This is a genomic window from Microbacterium shaanxiense (genome assembly GCF_054779995.1).
Genome location: NZ_BAAGXE010000002.1, coordinates 239,717 through 255,105 on the forward strand (window position 1 = coordinate 239,717; position 15,389 = coordinate 255,105).

General features: G+C 66.2%; 12 protein-coding genes. 6 read left to right on the forward strand and 6 right to left on the reverse strand.

Going from position 1 to position 15,389, the window contains the following annotated elements; genetic code table 11:
* Positions 1-17: 17 nt before the first annotated feature.
* Entirely contained in the window at positions 18-1,034 is a 1,017-nt protein-coding gene (locus ACYVG2_RS06075; RefSeq protein ID WP_460780146.1) for a LacI family DNA-binding transcriptional regulator, read from the reverse strand.
* Between the two features lie 203 nt (positions 1,035-1,237).
* On the opposite strand from ACYVG2_RS06075, the gene ACYVG2_RS06080 reads away from it, so the two are divergent.
* From ACYVG2_RS06080 to ACYVG2_RS06105, 6 genes are all read left to right on the forward strand, one after another.
* Positions 1,238-2,479 (forward strand): ABC transporter substrate-binding protein, encoded by a 1,242-nt coding sequence (locus tag ACYVG2_RS06080; RefSeq protein WP_460780147.1) that lies wholly within the window; start codon positions 1,238-1,240, stop codon positions 2,477-2,479.
* Positions 2,480-2,484: 5 nt separating this feature from the next.
* Positions 2,485-3,399 carry a carbohydrate ABC transporter permease gene (locus tag ACYVG2_RS06085; RefSeq protein WP_460780148.1) on the forward strand — a complete coding sequence of 305 codons (915 nt, stop codon included), beginning with the start codon at positions 2,485-2,487 and terminating at the stop codon, positions 3,397-3,399.
* Entirely contained in the window at positions 3,396-4,217 is an 822-nt protein-coding gene (locus ACYVG2_RS06090; RefSeq protein WP_460780149.1) for a carbohydrate ABC transporter permease, read from the forward strand. The genes ACYVG2_RS06085 and ACYVG2_RS06090 overlap by 4 nt, the downstream gene beginning before the upstream one ends.
* A gap of 43 nt (positions 4,218-4,260) precedes the next feature.
* Entirely contained in the window at positions 4,261-5,238 is a 978-nt protein-coding gene (locus ACYVG2_RS06095; RefSeq protein WP_460780150.1) for an ROK family protein, read from the forward strand.
* On the forward strand, positions 5,235-8,354 hold the full coding sequence (locus ACYVG2_RS06100; protein WP_460780151.1) for a glycoside hydrolase family 38 N-terminal domain-containing protein: 3,120 nt from the start codon (positions 5,235-5,237) through the stop codon (positions 8,352-8,354). Before ACYVG2_RS06095 ends, ACYVG2_RS06100 begins: the two co-directional genes overlap by 4 nt.
* Positions 8,355-8,493: 139 nt before the next feature.
* The gene (locus tag ACYVG2_RS06105; RefSeq protein ID WP_460780152.1) at positions 8,494-9,603 is read left to right on the forward strand and encodes a GntR family transcriptional regulator; all 1,110 of its coding nucleotides are present in this window, start codon (positions 8,494-8,496) and stop codon (positions 9,601-9,603) included.
* Positions 9,604-9,662: 59 nt separating this feature from the next.
* On the opposite strand, the gene ACYVG2_RS06110 is transcribed toward ACYVG2_RS06105, so the two are convergent.
* Genes ACYVG2_RS06110 through ACYVG2_RS06130 form a run of 5 tightly spaced genes read right to left on the reverse strand, consistent with a single transcriptional unit; the run spans position 9,663 to position 15,339 of the window.
* Positions 9,663-10,760 (reverse strand): glycoside hydrolase family 76 protein, encoded by a 1,098-nt coding sequence (locus ACYVG2_RS06110; protein WP_460780153.1) that lies wholly within the window; start codon positions 10,758-10,760, stop codon positions 9,663-9,665.
* 42 nt (positions 10,761-10,802) lie between these two features.
* Complete coding sequence (locus tag ACYVG2_RS06115) at positions 10,803-12,059, reverse strand: ABC transporter substrate-binding protein (RefSeq protein ID WP_460780154.1); 1,257 nt, start codon at positions 12,057-12,059, stop codon at positions 10,803-10,805.
* Positions 12,060-12,110: 51 nt separating this feature from the next.
* Positions 12,111-13,064, reverse strand: a complete 954-nt coding sequence (locus ACYVG2_RS06120; protein ID WP_460780155.1) for a carbohydrate ABC transporter permease — start codon at positions 13,062-13,064, stop codon at positions 12,111-12,113.
* Positions 13,064-14,017 carry a carbohydrate ABC transporter permease gene (locus ACYVG2_RS06125; protein ID WP_460780156.1) on the reverse strand — a complete coding sequence of 318 codons (954 nt, stop codon included), beginning with the start codon at positions 14,015-14,017 and terminating at the stop codon, positions 13,064-13,066. The genes ACYVG2_RS06120 and ACYVG2_RS06125 overlap by 1 nt, the downstream gene beginning before the upstream one ends.
* A complete protein-coding gene (locus ACYVG2_RS06130) occupies positions 14,014-15,339 on the reverse strand; it encodes a glycoside hydrolase family 125 protein (RefSeq protein ID WP_460780157.1) in 1,326 nt (441 codons plus the stop codon). Before ACYVG2_RS06130 ends, ACYVG2_RS06125 begins: the two co-directional genes overlap by 4 nt.
* Between the last annotated feature and the right edge of the window lie 50 nt (positions 15,340-15,389).

Consider the following 15,389-nt stretch of genomic DNA (forward strand, 5'->3'; position numbering starts at 1 on the left):
TCCGCATCCGGCGGTCCCTATCTGCGGAAGCGGGTGGGGAGCTGGATCATCTCCGACTCCCGCTCGTCATCCGCCTGCATCCGGCTCATGACCATGCGCGCGGCGGTACGGCCGAGCTCGCGCGGGTCGTGCTCGATGACAGAGAGCGTGAACGGCATGAGACTCGACAACTCGAAGTCGTCGAAGGCGACGATGTGCATCGAGTCGGCGGCACTGCGGTGCTCGGCCAGTGCGCGGAGCACGCCCACGGTGTTGCGGTTGTTGGCGCTGAAGATCGCCGTGGGCGGATCGTCGAGGGCGAGCAATTCGATCATGACGTCGTGTGCGGCGACGTCATCGTTCTGGCCGGCGCGGATCAGCGCAGGATCGAAGGCGACGCCGGCCTCGCGATGCGCGCGCTCGAACCCCTCCTGGCGTCGCCGGCTGGTGAAGACCGACACGCGGTTGCCGAGGAAGGCGATACGACGGTGGCCCTCGGCGAGGAGGTGCGCGGTTCCGTCTCGCGCTCCGCTCTCGTCGTCCACGAGCACGACGTCCGCCTCGACGCCGTCCACCTGGCGCGAGGCCAGCACGAGCGGGACCCCGGCAGCGGTCGCCGCCTGCAGATGCGTCACGTCACCGCCGGCGGGAACCACGATGAGTCCGTCCACCTTGCGCCCGATGAAGTCGTTGACCAGAGCGCGCTCGCGCTCCGTGTCCTCGCCGCTGTTGCCCACGAGAAGCCGCATCCCGTCGGACGTGACGATCTCCTCCACGCCCAACTGCACCTGCGCATAGTAGGGGTTCGCGACGTTGGTGATCACGACGCCCAGCAGTCCGGTGCGCTGTCCTGGTCGCAGGCTGCGGGCGTTCTCGTTGCGGCGGTAGCCCAGTGCGGCGGCGGCATCCATCACCGCCTGGATCTTCTCGGGGCGGACGTTCGGTCCCCCGCTCAGCACGCGCGACACCGTCATGGGGGAGACGCCGGCTGCTGCTGCGACGTCTTGCACAGTGGGAGCGGTCGCCCCCCGGTTCTTCACAGCGCGGGCGGACATGCCGTCATGGTATCGACAATCTTCGGATCGCCCTTGTTTCCCCGCCCGGCATACGGGCCCGGACCGCGGCCGGTATCGCGATTCCGTGCGATGCCGGCGCCTTGCTCTTTGGGGGAAAATCGTGTTAGTGTCCGATTCTGGTAACGATATCAATGCGGTCGGCTCGATCGCGCCCCTTGAAACCCGAACGAAGGAGTTCCGCGTTGAAGCTCTCACGAAAAGCGGCCACCGGTGCCGCAGCCCTGATCATCGTGGCGTCCGTCGCCGGATGCTCCAGCACGTCCGCGTCGTCGAACGAACTGAGTTTCGTCACTGACAAGAGCTGGGACTTCGAGAAGTTCTCCGCCGTGTCGAAAGACGACATCGATGTTGCGCTCGACCCCGCCTACTATGCCGACGTGAACGCCTTTCAGGCATTCATCAAGCAGTCGTTCCGGTCGAACAAGGCCCCGGGCCTCTTCACCTGGCACACGGGTTCGTCGCTCGAGGACCTGGTCGCCGAGGGTCTCGTCGCCGAGACCACCGAGATCTGGGACAAGGCCATCGCTGACGGCAACATCAGCGAATCGGTCAAGGACCTCTACACGATCGACGGCGCCCAGTACTGCACGCCGATCAGCGTCGACAACTGGGTGATGTACTACGACAAGCGCACGTTCGCCGATCTGGGTCTCGAAGTGCCCACGACCTGGGACGAGATGATGACCACCGCTGACACGCTGGTCGACGCGGGAGTCGCTCCGTTCTGGAACTCGGGCGGCAACCCCTGGGCGTTCGTATGGTTCCAGATCCTCACGGCGGGGACGGACGTCGACCTCTACAACGCGCTCATCGCCGGCGAGGCGAAGTTCACCGACCCCGAGGTCGTCGAGGTCATGAACATCTGGCTCGACATGAAGGAGAGCGGCTACTTCACCGATCCCGGGTCCAAGACCCCGGCCGAGACGCAGATCAAGGACCAGGAGGTGGCGATGATTCCGTTCGGCACCTGGTACTCGAGCACGCTCGACACCGTGGGCCTGGAGAGCGGAACGGACTGGGGCGTGTTCCCCATCCCCAACGTCAACCCCGAGCAGGAGACGACCCCCGTCGCGATCGAGACCGCCCCGGCGTGCGTGCCCGAGAAGTCGGCGCAGCGCGACCTCGGTCTGGAGTACTCGGAGTGGTGGATGGGTACGACTGCGCAGACCGCGTGGTCGGAGCAGCAGGGCAATCTGCCGTTCAACCCGAACGCCACCGCGGCGACGGAAGAGTTCCAGAAGATCGGCCAGGAGTACGCCGACCCGAAGTACGAGTTCTACCTGCGCTACTACGAGGCGGCCCCGGCTCCGATCCTCACCGCATCGCTCGACGAGTTCACCGGGTTCATGACGAACCCGGGTGACCCGATGCCGTTCCTGGAAGGCATCCAGCGCGTCGCGGACGAGTACTGGAGTGAGAATTGAGTCGGATGCCGGCTCGCACCGCGCGGCAGCGCGACGCCTGGGCCTTCATGGGCCCCGGCGTCGCGGTGGTCCTCCTCGCGCTGTACATCCCGGTGCTCTACACGGTCTACCTCAGCTTCACGGAGTACGACGGCCTCGGGGATCCGACCTGGATCGGCGTCGACAACTACGTCGAGATGTTCCACGACCCGGCCATCCTGCTCTCCATCGTGAACACGTTGGCATGGGTGCTGGGCACGCTGATCGTTCCGGTCGGTCTCGGTCTGCTCGTCGCCTATCTGGCCTACGGGCTGCGGGGCGCCGCATGGCTGCGTGTGCCGTTCCTCATCCCTTACGCCTTGTCGGGCGTCGCGGTCGGCGTGATCTTCTCGTTCGTGCTGCAGAACGGCGGCGCGCTCTCGCAGGCGCTCGCCTTCCTCAATCTTCCGGGGTCTGAGCTGCGATGGTTGCAGGATGCTCCGCTGAACACCATCGTCATGATCCTGGCCGCATCCTGGCAGGGGGTCGGCGTCAACGCCCTCCTGTTCACGGTCGGGCTCCAGTCGATCCCGAAGGAGCCGCTCGAAGCGGCCAGGGTCGACGGTGCCGGAGGATTCCGGCTCTTCGCCTCGATGGTCTGGCCACTGCTGCGTCCGACGACGACGATCGTGGTCGGACTCTCGATCGTGAACAGCCTGAAGACCTTCGACATCGTGCAGTCGATGACCCAGGGAGGACCCAACCGCGTATCGGAGACGCTCGGCGTGACGATGTACCGCGAGACCTTCCTCAACAACGAGTACGGGATGGGTTCGGCCGTCGCGATCTTCCTGACCGTCATCACCGTCGCGGCATCCCTGATCTATCTGCGGCGCCAGCTCTCGCTGGGTGATGCCGCCCCGAAGACGGATGCCGCCCCGAAGGGAGCGCGACGCGCATGACTTCCAAGATCATCCGCTATGTCATCCTCATCGCGATGGGCATCCTGTGGCTGCTGCCGATCTACCTCCTCCTCGCGAACGCGAGCAAGCTCACCTCCGAGTACTCCGGCAGCAACCTGTGGGCGCCCGGGAACTTCCCCGCGCTCGTCTCCAACGTCGTCGACGTATTCACGACGACCGACGTGCCCTCCGGCCTGTTCATCACCGTGATCTACGCGGTCATCGCCCCGTTCATCGCCGTCATCCTCGGTGCAGCCGTCGGGTACGCGGTCATCGCACTGAAGCTGAAGCACGGGTTCTTCTGGTTCTTCGTCATCTTCTGCGGCACGGTGTTCCCTCTGCAGCTGATGGTGATCCCGCTGTTCGCCGCGTACTCGCAGGTCGGGCTCTTCGACACCGCGGTCGGGATGATCCTCATCTACTCGGTCGTCTGCCTGCCGTTCTCGGCATTCGTGATGCGCAACTTCTTCGCCGGTATCGCCGAGTCCGTCTTCGAGGCCGCAGTGGTCGACGGTGCGAAGCCGTGGCGCATCTTCACGCAGATCTACCTGCCGATGTCGCGCAGCGCTCTGGTCGTGGTGTTCATCCTGCAGGCCACGTGGGTCTGGAACGACTTCCTGCTCGCGCTCATCCTCACGCAGAGCTCGGAGATACGGCCGGTGATGCCCATGCTGCAGGCGCTGCAGTCCGTGCAGGGCGGCGGCTCGGCGTTCACTGTGCTGCTCACGGCTGCTCTGCTCGTCTCGATCCCGACCGCGCTCCTGTTCGGCTTCAGCCAGAAGTACTTCCAGCGCGGGCTCGCGCTCGGGCAGTACTGAGGCCGCTACGCTCGCCGTGCCGACATGTGAAGGTGCTTGATCCATGAATGATGAGATTCGAGAGGATTCCGTGCGCGCTGACCCGACGGGCGATGTCTGGGTGCTGGACGTGGGCGGCAGCCACGCGACTGCGGCGTCGGTCGAGGTCACCGGATCGTCCGCTGCGGTGTCCGCATCGGACACCGAAACGCTCGACCCGTCGCTCTCGGCCGATGCCCTCCTCGACGCGTTCGCGGCACCGGCCCTCCGGCTCCTGTCCGGAAGCGAGATACCGCCGTCGCCCGACGGCTGGGTCGTGGCGATGCCCGGTCCGTTCGACTACGACAGCGGCGTGGGCCTCTTCGAAGCGGTGGGCAAGTTCGACTCGCTGCGGGGCGTGTCGATCAGAGCCGGACTCGCGCGCAGGCTCGACGTCCACGAGAGCCGCATCCACTTCCTCAACGACGCCGCCGCGTACGCGCTCGGCGAGTGGGCATTCGGATCAGCGACCAGGGCTGATCGCCATGTCTGCATCACCTTGGGGACGGGTGTCGGCTCCGCCTTCCTCGATCGTGGCCAGGTCGTCGACGAGGGGAGTGCGGTCCCGCCGAACGGGTGGGCGTACCTGCTCGAGTTCGACGGGCGCCCTCTTGAAGAGGCCGTCTCCACACGAGCGATCATGCGGCACTTCTCCCAGCGCACCGAGCGGGTTCAGTCCGTCAAGGAGATCGCGGAGGCGGCGCGCATCGGAGATCCGGATGCGTCGGCCTTCCTCGATCAGGCGATGTCCGCACTGGGAGAGACGCTCGCGCCCTGGCTCACGTCTTTCGCCGCCACCCGGCTGACGGTGGGTGGATCGATGGTGCGTTCCTGGCCCGTCCTTGTCCACGGGCTCGAAGACGGTCTTGCACGAGGCGGCGCACCCGCCGATCTCGAGGTTCTCCCCTCCGCCCTGCTCGACGCCGCGCCTGTTCTCGGGGCAGCGTTCTGGCTCAGCTCACACGAATCGTCCCCGAACTCACTGAGGAGTGACAACCGATGAAACCTGCCCTCATCTCCGCCAGCCCCTGGACAGGCGAGGAAGCCCGCGAGGGCCTGATCGAACGTGCGACCGCCGCTGTCGGCAGGATCGGAACGCACACCGTGCGGATCATCCCCGAGCCGCTGCAGCGCAAGGTCGACGGTCGGAACGCTCGAAGCGTGCGGGTGATCGTGGAAGGCGAGCAGGCTGACGTCGACGGACTCGAGGTACTCATCGCCGACGACGAGGGTGCACCGCTCAACCTCGGTCGTGCGGCGTCACCCGAAGGATCGATCCGCGTGATGGTGCCCGCATCCGACTCTCCGGCCGACGTCGAGGTGCGCATCCCGTCGCTCGGTGAGGAATCGGTGCCGGTGCGCCTCGACGGCGTTCGCCCGTGGAGTGTGCACGTCGTGCATCACTCGCACTTCGATTTCGGGTACACCGATCCGCAGGCGGCCGTCATCGCCAATCAGCGCTCGTACCTCGACTCCGCCGTCGATCTCATCCACCAGACCGCCGAATGGCCGGAGGCGTCGCGCTTCCGCTGGAACGCGGAAGCGCTGTGGGCCTTCAGCGATTGGGAGGGCAACCGCACGCGCGCCGAGATCGACGAGCTGGTGCGCCTGGTGCGCGAAGGCTCGATCGGGTTGAGCGCGATGCCGTACAACCTGCACACCGACACCTGCTCGACCGACGAGCTGCACGAGCTGCTCGCCTCAGCCCGTCGCATCCGCGACGAGTACGGCATCCCGTTCACGAGCGCGATGCAGACCGATGTCCCGGGGCAGGTCGCAGGCCTGCCCGATGCGCTGTCCGACTTCGGCGTGCGCTTCCTCGCCGTGGCGCACAACTGGGCCGGCCGCTCCGAGCCGCACAAGAACGGCGCGCTCGACATTCCGAGGCTGTTCCGGTGGCGCTCCGCCGCCGGCAACTCGGTGCTGGTCTGGATGACCGACAGCCCGCACGGGCTTGCATACCTCGAGGGACCGATGGTCGGCTTCACGGAGTCGTACGAGACGCTGGAGACGCTCTTCCCGGCGTACCTGACCGCGCTCTCGACGCGTGGCTACCCGTTCCCTCCCGGCGTCTTCGGAGCGCACGGCGAAGAGGACGAGGGCCGTCAGCCCTACCCCTGGGATGTGCTGCACGTGCGCACGCAGGGCTTCAACGGCGACAACGGCCCTGCTCGTCTGCACCTGTCGGAGCAGGTGCGTCAGTGGAACGAGACGTGGGAGTACCCGAAGCTTCGCGTGTCGCGCAACGAGGACTTCTTCGAGGAGGCTGAAGAGCGGTTCGGCGACGAGCTCGTCACCTTGGAGGGCGACTGGGGCGACTGGTGGGTCGAGGGCGTCGGATCCGGTGCGGTACCGCTCTCCCTGGCGCGCGAGGCCCAGGTGTCGGCACCGGCAGCCCGCACGATCTCGCAGCTGTCGAGGTGGAGCGGCGGCGAGGCCGTCGCCACGGAGGGCGCCGACGCCAGGGCCGCGTACGACTCGATCTCGATGTTCAACGAGCACACCTGGGGCGCGAGCAATTCGTGGACCCATGGCGACGAGGGCTACGACTCCGGCGAGCGGCAGTGGCAGTGGAAGGTCGGTCATGCGATCGCCGCGCATCAGCGCACGGAGGATGCCACCGAGCGTGCGCTGCACCATCTCGCGCAGGCCGTCGCTCCGGCGGATGCCGCGCTCGCGAGTTATCTCGTCGTCAACGCCGCGGGGCATTCCCGCTCGTCGCAGGCACGTGTGCTGGTCAAGGAGTCGCACGTACCGCTGGATGCGGACTTCGCCGTGCTCGACTCCCGCACGGGCGCGGTCGTGCCGCATACGGTCGAGGCGCAGGGCAACTCGCTTCACCGTGAGTCGGGCCGCTGGATCACGTTCCCGGTCGCTGATGCTCCTGGCGTCGGCTGGGTGCGCTTCGATCTGGTCGCTGCCGACGAGGCTGCGCCCGCGCCGGTGCAGCACTCGCTGCAGAGCACGCCGCGTGAGCAGCTTCTCGTCCTCGAGAACGAGCACCTCCGTGTCGAAGTCGATGACCGACGGTCCGTCATCCGATCGATCGTCGAGAAGTCCACCGGTCGCGATTGGGTGAACACCGAGTCGGCCGCGGGCTTCAACGCGTACGTCTACGACACGTACGGCAGCTCGGGCGCGGGCGTCAACCATCTCGCGAACAAGCTCTCCGTCTCGCCACGACTGGAACTGCTCGCCTCACGCACGCTCGCTCGCCCGTCGATCGTGATCGAGCGCGTCGATGATGCGGTCGAACAGCGTCTCGTCTACGAGTTCGCAGCCGACGGCGTCGACCGCGTGCAGGTCACCCTGCGGCTGCGTCACGGCGACTCGACGCTCCTGATAGAGAATCGGGTGTCGAAGCCTGTGACCCGTGTGAAGGAGAGCGGGTACTTCGCCTTCCCGTTCGCGGCTGCTGATCCGGTCGTGCGCTTCGAGGTCTCGGGCGGTGTGACAGGCGACGGCATCGCGCACATCCCCGGTGCACCGCAGCACATGCGCGCGATCCGCAACTGGGTGAGCATCGCCGACGGGGCGGATGCTGTCGCGTGGGCCACCAAGGATGCACCGCTGGTGCAGACCGGCTCGATCGCTCTGCCGTACTCGCCTTTCCCTGCCAGCACGTCGCCGCACGAGCCGTCGACCGTGTATTCGTGGTTCCACAACAACGTGTGGGACACCAACTTCCCGATCGAGCAGGGATTCACGGCAACGTTTACGTACACAGTCGGCGTACGTGCTCGTGAAGGGCAGAGCGTGCCCGCGCTCGCGATCGAGACAGCGTCGGCGGCAGCGCGTCCGTTGCTCTCGATCCCCGCAGCCGGTCGTGGCGCGCCGACGACCGAGGCCGCCTTCGTGCGCATGGACGACGACCGGGTCGCGCTCGTGGGCGTGGGCGCGGCAGATGAGACGGGCTGGTCGCGCGTGCGGCTGCAGTCGTTCGCCGACGAGCCGGTGCGGCTGGGTATCGAGGTCGCAGGGGTGGATGCTGCGCGGCGCACGACCCTGCTCGGAGATGTCCGCGGCGACCTCGCCGTGGACGGTGGGACGGTGACGCTGGAACTGGCGCCGTTCGAGACCACCGCTGTCGAGGTGCGCATCTCCTCAGACGACGTCTGAGCGCACACCCATCGAAAAGATCTGAGTGGGGTGGCGAGACGACCTCGTCATCCCGCTTTTTCGTCGGCGAGGTGCATTGCCGCGGCGGTACCGCACCTGTAGATTAAATATATCTATTGGAAACTGCGAATGGGTGGGCGTGCTCTACAAGCGAGTCTATGAATCGTTGCGCGAGTCGATCACGCAGGGGACGTACGCCGTCGGCGACAAGTTGCCCTCGGAGGCGGAGCTGTCGAAGCAGTTCGAGGTGAGCCCGATCACGGTCAAGCGCGCGCTGGAGCTGCTGCGCTCCGACGGCATGATCATGCGCAGGCCCCGTATCGGCACGGTCGTCACCAGCGCGGCGCCGGCGCCGACGGCGGTACGGGTCCCGGCCGAGCCCGACAGCAGATCCACGCTCATCGGATGCGTGCTGACGAGCTTCGACGACACGTTCGGCAACAAGATCATCGAGGGCATCCTGGCTGCTGCCGGCGCTGACACCCACGTGGTCATCAAACGGTCCGGGGGCGACCTCGACGAAGAGGATGCATGCATCCGCGCGCTCGTGGACGCGGGCGTGGACGGGCTCATCCTGCTGCCCAGCTCGTCGGAGTACATCCCGCCTGCAGCGCTCGAACTCGTCGCTAAGAAGTTCCCCGTCGTGATCCTCGACCGCCTCTTCGACGGCATCCCCGTCTCTGCGGTCTGCTCCGACAACCTCTCCGGTGGCCGTGCCGCCACCGAGCACCTCCTGGAACTCGGCCATCAGACGATCGGTTTCGTGAGCTCGACGAGCCACGTCTCATCGAGCGATGATCGGCGCAGCGGCTACATCCATGCGCACGCCATGAACCACCTTCCGCTGGAGAATAGCGCGGAGCTTCGTACCATCGGATCGACCGTGCCGGGCAGCTCGGAGACCACGGAACAGGACATCGCACGTCTGGTCGAGTTCGTTCAGCAGCATCCCGACATCACCGGCTATGTCGCCGCCGAGTACAACATCGCTCTGATGCTGCGCGAGGCGTGCGACCGGATCGGTCTCGAGGTGCCGACCGACATCTCGATCGTGTGCTTCGATCACCCCGACGCGTTCTTCGACGCCAGTATGTTCCGCTACAGCCACATCCGTCAGGAGCAGCACGATCTCGGCGAGAAGGCGATCGAGTCGGTGCGCCGCCAGATCGATGCGCCGCACGCGATCGAGAAGGTCGTCCTTCCGGTGGAGCTCGTGGTGGGCTCCTCGTCGGCAGCACCCCGGTCATGAGAACGCAGTTCCGCCCGCAAGGCCGAGGCCGAGCGGGCGGAACTGCGTTCGGGCTACTTCTACGCCGCGTTCTCCGTCGGCTCTGATGCGGCAGAGCGTGCCTCGAGTCGCGCACGCTGCTCGACCGCGAAGATCGCGCTCACCATCGTCGAATAGGGGATCCACTCGACAGGGGGCTTCGACCAGTCGTTCCCCGGGCGCAGGTGCTCGCCCGCGAACCCGTTTGCCCACAGCACATCCGTCCCCGCCCGCAGGAATCGCTCGAGTTCAGCCCGTTCCGCGGCGTACGAGTCGTCGGAATGGAGTACTGCCAGCAGCTCTCCGAGGTAGCGGTAGAAGACGCCCTTGAACAGGCCCTCGTCTCCGCCGTCGCCCTCGTCCGGAAACACGGTCCCGTCGCTCAGCTCGCGCACCGCCGTGTGAGCGGTCTGCACCGCGCGTCGAAGGTACGCCCGATCTTCGGTCGCGCCGAAGAGCTCGACCGCGGCGCCCACGTACAGACCCTGGTTGTAGGTGAACCGCCACTGGGTGTCGATCTTGCCGTCGTCCTCACGGTTGATGCCGTCCTCGACGAATCCGTCCTCGCCGACCAGGTTGGCCGTCAGCCAGTCGAAGGCACGCTGCGAGTAGGCGAGGTAGTCGCGCGTGTCGTCGCGGCGGCTGAGACGCACCCCCAGGATCGCGAGGGGACCGTTCGCCGGAGTGTTCTTGTATGCGAGTTGCTGCTTGCGCCAGGCCAGACTCCACCCGAGCGTCTCGTTCCACCCCTCCGCGATGACGTGATCCCAGATCGCGATCGACTCGTCGAGATACTGCCGCTCGCCGGTCGCCTCGTGCACCCGTTCGAGGGCCAGAGCGAACCACAGCATGTCATCGAAGTAGTCGTTGAAGAGCTCTCCGCCGTTGCGCTCCACGATGTTGCCGCGGGCGGCGAGCGCCTGAGAGCGCCAGGCCGGGTCGCCCGTGCGCTCCCAGGCATCGATGCGCGCATCGATCACGTGCGCCAGCCACCAGTAGTTGAACACCTCGGTGTTCCCCCGATCGTGCGGGTGGCTGTTCGCGAGGTACTGCGGACCGTTGACGTGGAAGAAGTGGTCGAGGCTCTGCTGCGCGATGTCGGCGTGGGCAGACCACGTCTGCGCGGTGGTACTGGTCATGATTCCTTTTCTTGATGAGGGACCGGATGCTGCGGCTCAGCCTCAGCGGTTCTGTTCGAGGATCTGGTCGCCCTGCTCCTGCGCCTCTTTCAATGCCTGCTCGGCCGTGATCTCGCCGGAGAGGAAGCGCTCGAGAGCGGGCACGAGGGCCTTGCCGTCGACATCGGAGTAGCCCTTCACGCTCGGTCGCACCTGCGCGTAGTTCATCGCTTCGATGAACGCGGCGTAGTGCTCGTTCTCGGTGAAGTAGGGGTCGTTCGCGGCTTCGATGTTCGCGGGGATCCATCCGGCGATCTCGCCGAACGCGACGCCGTTCTCGGCCTCGGTCGTCCACCACTTCATGAACTCCCACGCGCCATCGGCGTTCTTCGCCCCTTCGGGGATGACGAGGCCGAAGCCGCCCATGTAGGCACCGGTGTCGCCGTTCGGCCCGGCCGGGGGCGGCACGACGCCGTACTCGAGCCCCTCGACCTTGTCGAGAGTCGAGAGGGCCCACGGGCCGTCCAGCTTCATCGCGGTACGGCTCTCGGCGAAGGAATCCCCGGTGTCTCCGAAGCCCTGCTCGTAGACGTCCGCATCGAGCAGGCTCTGCCAGAACTCCAGCACCTCGAGGCCCTCCGGGCTGTTGAACGCCGTCTTGGTCTGGTCGTCGTTGAGCAGCTTCCCACCGGCCTGCGCCAGGTACATGTTGAACAGTCCAGGGTCACTGAGGTCGAGGCCGGCCTGGGTGAGCTTGCCGCCCTCCGAGACCGCCAGCGCCTCTGCGGCGGTCTTCAGCTCGTCCCAGTTCGTCGGCGCTTCGACGCCGGCATCTGCGAGCAGGGTCTTGTTGTAGAGCAGGGAGCGATTGTCCACCAGGAGAGGCAGACCGTACAGCTTGTCGTCGACCTGCATCTCACCCAGAGCCGGCTCGTAGAAGATGCTCGTGTCGACAGCATCCTCCTTCACGAACTCGTCGATCGGAGCCAGCGCACCCTTGGGCGCGTAGAGCGAGGTCTGATAGCGGTCCCAGAGCACGACGTCGGGAACCTGGCCGCCCGCGAGAGCCGTGAGCAGTTTCTCCTCGACGAGCTCCTGCGGCACGTACGAGACTTCGTAGTCGTCCTGCGACTCGTTGAACCGGGCGGCCTGCTCCTCGAGCTGGTCGACCTGGTCTCCCGACCAGGAGCCCCACATGACGACGGGCTCCGGCCCGTCTCCGCCGTCGCCAGATGCATCGCCTCCTGAGGCGCATCCAGCGACGGTGACGGCGAGCGCCGCTGTGGCGAACACGGAAAGGACCCGCAGGTGTTTCTTCATCGAACTCTCCTTGGTGATGGTGATGGTGATGGTGTTGGTGGTGTGAAAGGTCTACTTCGAGCCGACGTGCGCGACGCCCTCGATGATGTAGCGCTGCGCGAAGAGGAAGACGAGCAGCACGGGAAGGCTTGCGACGACGGTTCCGGCCATGAGGGGGCCGTACGCGGTCTCGTAGTTGTTGACGAATGACGCGAGCCCGACCTGGACCGTCATCATGTCCTGACTGTTGAGCACGATCAGCGGCCAGAGGAAGTTGTTCCACCCGGCCTGGAAGCTGATGATGCCGAGTACGGCGAGCCCGGCCTTCGCGAGGGGGAAGTAGATGATCGCGAAGATGCGGAACTCGCTTGCGCCGTCGATGCGCGCGGCTTCACCCAGCTCGTCGGGCAGCGTCTCGAAGAACTGCTTCATGAAGAACACCGCGAAGGCTCCGGCCGCACCGGGGATGATCACCGCCCAGTAGGTGTTGATCAGCCCGAGACCGCCCTGTCCGAGGGCGTCGTTGCCTCCGGCGAACGGGATCGACCGGAGGATCAGGAACGAAGGGATCATCGTGATGATGCCGGGGATCATGAGAGACGACAGGAACACCGCGAACACAGCGGTGCGCCCACGGAAGCGCAGTTTCGCCAGTGCATAGCCGCCCAGAGCTCCGAAGAAGATGTTCGTCGCCGCGCCACCGATGCCGAGCACCACCGAGTTGATGAAGTACCGCCCGAACGGCACTTCTTCGAACACCTGCAGGTAGTTCTCCAGCGTCGGGTTGGCAGGGATCAGGTTGAGTGCGCCGGAGAGGATCTCGGTCGCCGGCTTCAGCGACGTCGAGATCGTCCACACCAGGGGTGCGATGGTGATGATGCTGATCAGAACCACGCCGATGTACCAGGCGACCGCGGCGGTGCGCTGACGAGTGGTCTTCTTGCGGGCGCCGGGTCGGAGGCCGCGGGCGGCGCCGGCGGCCACGGCCGTTTCGATGGTGCGATTGCCGCTGAGCGTGTTCGTCATCAGGCGCCCTTCCGGTTCGTGAGCTTCGCGTTGAGCAGGGAGAACACGAGGATGATGAGGAAGAGCACGAAGGACAGCGCCGATGCGTAGCCCATCTCGAGCGAGCCGAAGCCCTTGTTGTAGATGTAGTAGACCATCGTCACGGTCGAGTTGCCCGGCCCGCCCTTGGTGAGCACGTAGGCCTGGTCGAACACCTGGAACGCGCCGATGATCAGCAGCGTCGACACGAGGAAGGTGGTGCGGGTCAAGGACGGCAGCGTGACGTAGCGGAACTGCTGCCACGCGTTCGCGCCGTCGAGCCGCGCGGCTTCGTAGAGGTCGTTCGGAATGCCCTGCAGGCCCCCGAGGAAGATGATCATGTTGGCGCCGAATCCGGCCCAGACGCTCATCATGACGATGGCGATCATCGCCCACTGCGACTCGTAGAGCCAGGCTGGTCCGTCGATGCCGAACCAGCCCAGCACGACGTTGAGCAGACCGCTCTGCGGGTTCAGCATCCAGAACCAGATGGTGGCGGTCGCGACGGTCGATGCGACGACGGGGATGTAGAAGAAGGTGCGGAACAGGCGCACCGCGCGGTACCGGCGGTTCAGCAACAGCGCGGTGGCGAGGGCCACGATGAGCCCGGCCGGCACGTAGAGGATCGTGTAGTACGCGGTGTTGCGCAGAGCGATCCAGAAGAACGGGTCGACGGCGATCTGGAAGTAGTTCTCCAGCCCCAGCCATTCGAATTCTCCGACGATGGCGTAGTCGGTGAAGCTGATCACCAGGGCCATCACGATCGGCAGGGCCATGAAGACCACGAACAGAGCGACCGGTACGAGCAGGAACAGCCAGGCGTTCCAGGTCATCTGCCTGGCGGAGGGATTGCGCGATCTCCGTCGGCGACCGGATCCCGGCGCAGCCGTGGGTTCCACGGGTGAGGTCGGCTTGGTGAGAGTCGGTGCGCTCATACGCTGCGGGCTTCCGTGAATGGCGCGCGCCGCAGGGTGCGCAGCCCGGTGATGTCGAGCACGAGCTCGCAGAACATCGCGTTCGCCCATGAGAACCAGGGGCGCGTGTAGATCTCGGGGTCGGTCGCGAGGAACGATTCGTGCATGAGGCCCGTGCCGGCGTCCGTCTCGAGCAGGAGGCGACGGATGCGGTCCTTCTCGTCGACGTCGTCGGTGGTGAGGCCCTCCACGCACAGGGCGATGGGCCAGATGTGGCCGTCCGGGGTGTGCGGGCTGCCGATGCCGGCCGCCTCGGTGCCCGAGGAGAGGACGCCCGAGACGAACGTCGGGTTTGAGGCGCTGAGCAGGAAGTCGCGGGTGGCGAGGTACAGGGGATCGTCGGGGCGGCACCAGCCGAGCAGGGGCAGAGACATGAGGCTGGGCACGTTCGCGTCATCGGTGAGGAGAACGCCGCCGCGCCCATCGACCTCGTACGCGTAGACGTCGCCATACTCGGGCGCCTCGACGACAGCGTGCTGCCTGATCGCCCGGGTGATGTCGATGCGGAGTTCTCGAGCGCTCGCCGCCAGCTCCGGGTCGCCGAGGACCTCGGTAGCGATGGTCTCGATGTGCTGCAGCTCGACGGCGGCGAAGATGTTGCCTGGCACGTTGTAGCCGTAGGTGCAGGCGTCGTCGCTGGGGCGGAAGGCCGACCAGGTGAGTCCGTTCGGTGCCGTCTCGCTGCCGCGTCCGTCGCGGACGAGGGTGTCGGTGGGAGGGCAGTCGAGGCGTTCGAAGCGGTAGGGGGACTGCTGTTCGTGGTGCTGCTCTGTGCGCCAGAGGTCGATGATCGTGCGAGCGGCGCGGGCGAACGAGTCGCCGATATGGTCGGTGCGGCCCGTGACGGCCCAGAGGTCGTGGGCGAGCTGCACGGGGTAGCAGAGCGAGTCGACTTCGTACTTGCGCTCCCACACCCACGGCGACTGCTCGGTGAGGTCGTTCTGATGGCCGTTAGCGTTCGCCTCGGCGTTGAACGCGTTGGCGTACGGGTCGAGGAGGATGTACTCGATCTGCCGACGCGAGACGGCTGCGATCATGTCGCCGACCGCTTCGTCTTCGGCGGCGAAGTGCAGGTACGGGGTGAGCTGCGCAGTCGAATCGCGCAGCCACATGGCGGGGATGTCGCCCGTGAGCATGAACAGCGTGCCGTCCGGCATCTCGCGCAGAGTGGTTCCGAGGGTGTTCTCGAAGCAGCGCGCGAACATGGCGGTGGTCGCCTCGTCCGTGCGTTCGCGTACGCGCTCCACGACGGAGTGAATGAAAGCCGAATGGGTCTGAGCCACGGTGCTCCTCGGTCGGTTCGTGTCATCGCCCTGCGTCGGGCGACGAGACC

Coding starts and splice junctions, on each gene's coding strand:
- ACYVG2_RS06100 (WP_460780151.1), top strand. CDS start 5,235: ATGAAACCTGCCCTCATCTCCGCCAGCCCCTGGACAGGCGAGGAAGCC.
- ACYVG2_RS06095 (WP_460780150.1), top strand. CDS start 4,261: ATGAATGATGAGATTCGAGAGGATTCCGTGCGCGCTGACCCGACGGGC.
- ACYVG2_RS06120 (WP_460780155.1), bottom strand. CDS start 13,064: ATGACGAACACGCTCAGCGGCAATCGCACCATCGAAACGGCCGTGGCC.
- ACYVG2_RS06075 (WP_460780146.1), bottom strand. CDS start 1,034: ATGTCCGCCCGCGCTGTGAAGAACCGGGGGGCGACCGCTCCCACTGTG.
- ACYVG2_RS06085 (WP_460780148.1), top strand. CDS start 2,485: ATGCCGGCTCGCACCGCGCGGCAGCGCGACGCCTGGGCCTTCATGGGC.
- ACYVG2_RS06115 (WP_460780154.1), bottom strand. CDS start 12,059: ATGAAGAAACACCTGCGGGTCCTTTCCGTGTTCGCCACAGCGGCGCTC.
- ACYVG2_RS06125 (WP_460780156.1), bottom strand. CDS start 14,017: ATGAGCGCACCGACTCTCACCAAGCCGACCTCACCCGTGGAACCCACG.
- ACYVG2_RS06090 (WP_460780149.1), top strand. CDS start 3,396: ATGACTTCCAAGATCATCCGCTATGTCATCCTCATCGCGATGGGCATC.
- ACYVG2_RS06110 (WP_460780153.1), bottom strand. CDS start 10,760: ATGACCAGTACCACCGCGCAGACGTGGTCTGCCCACGCCGACATCGCG.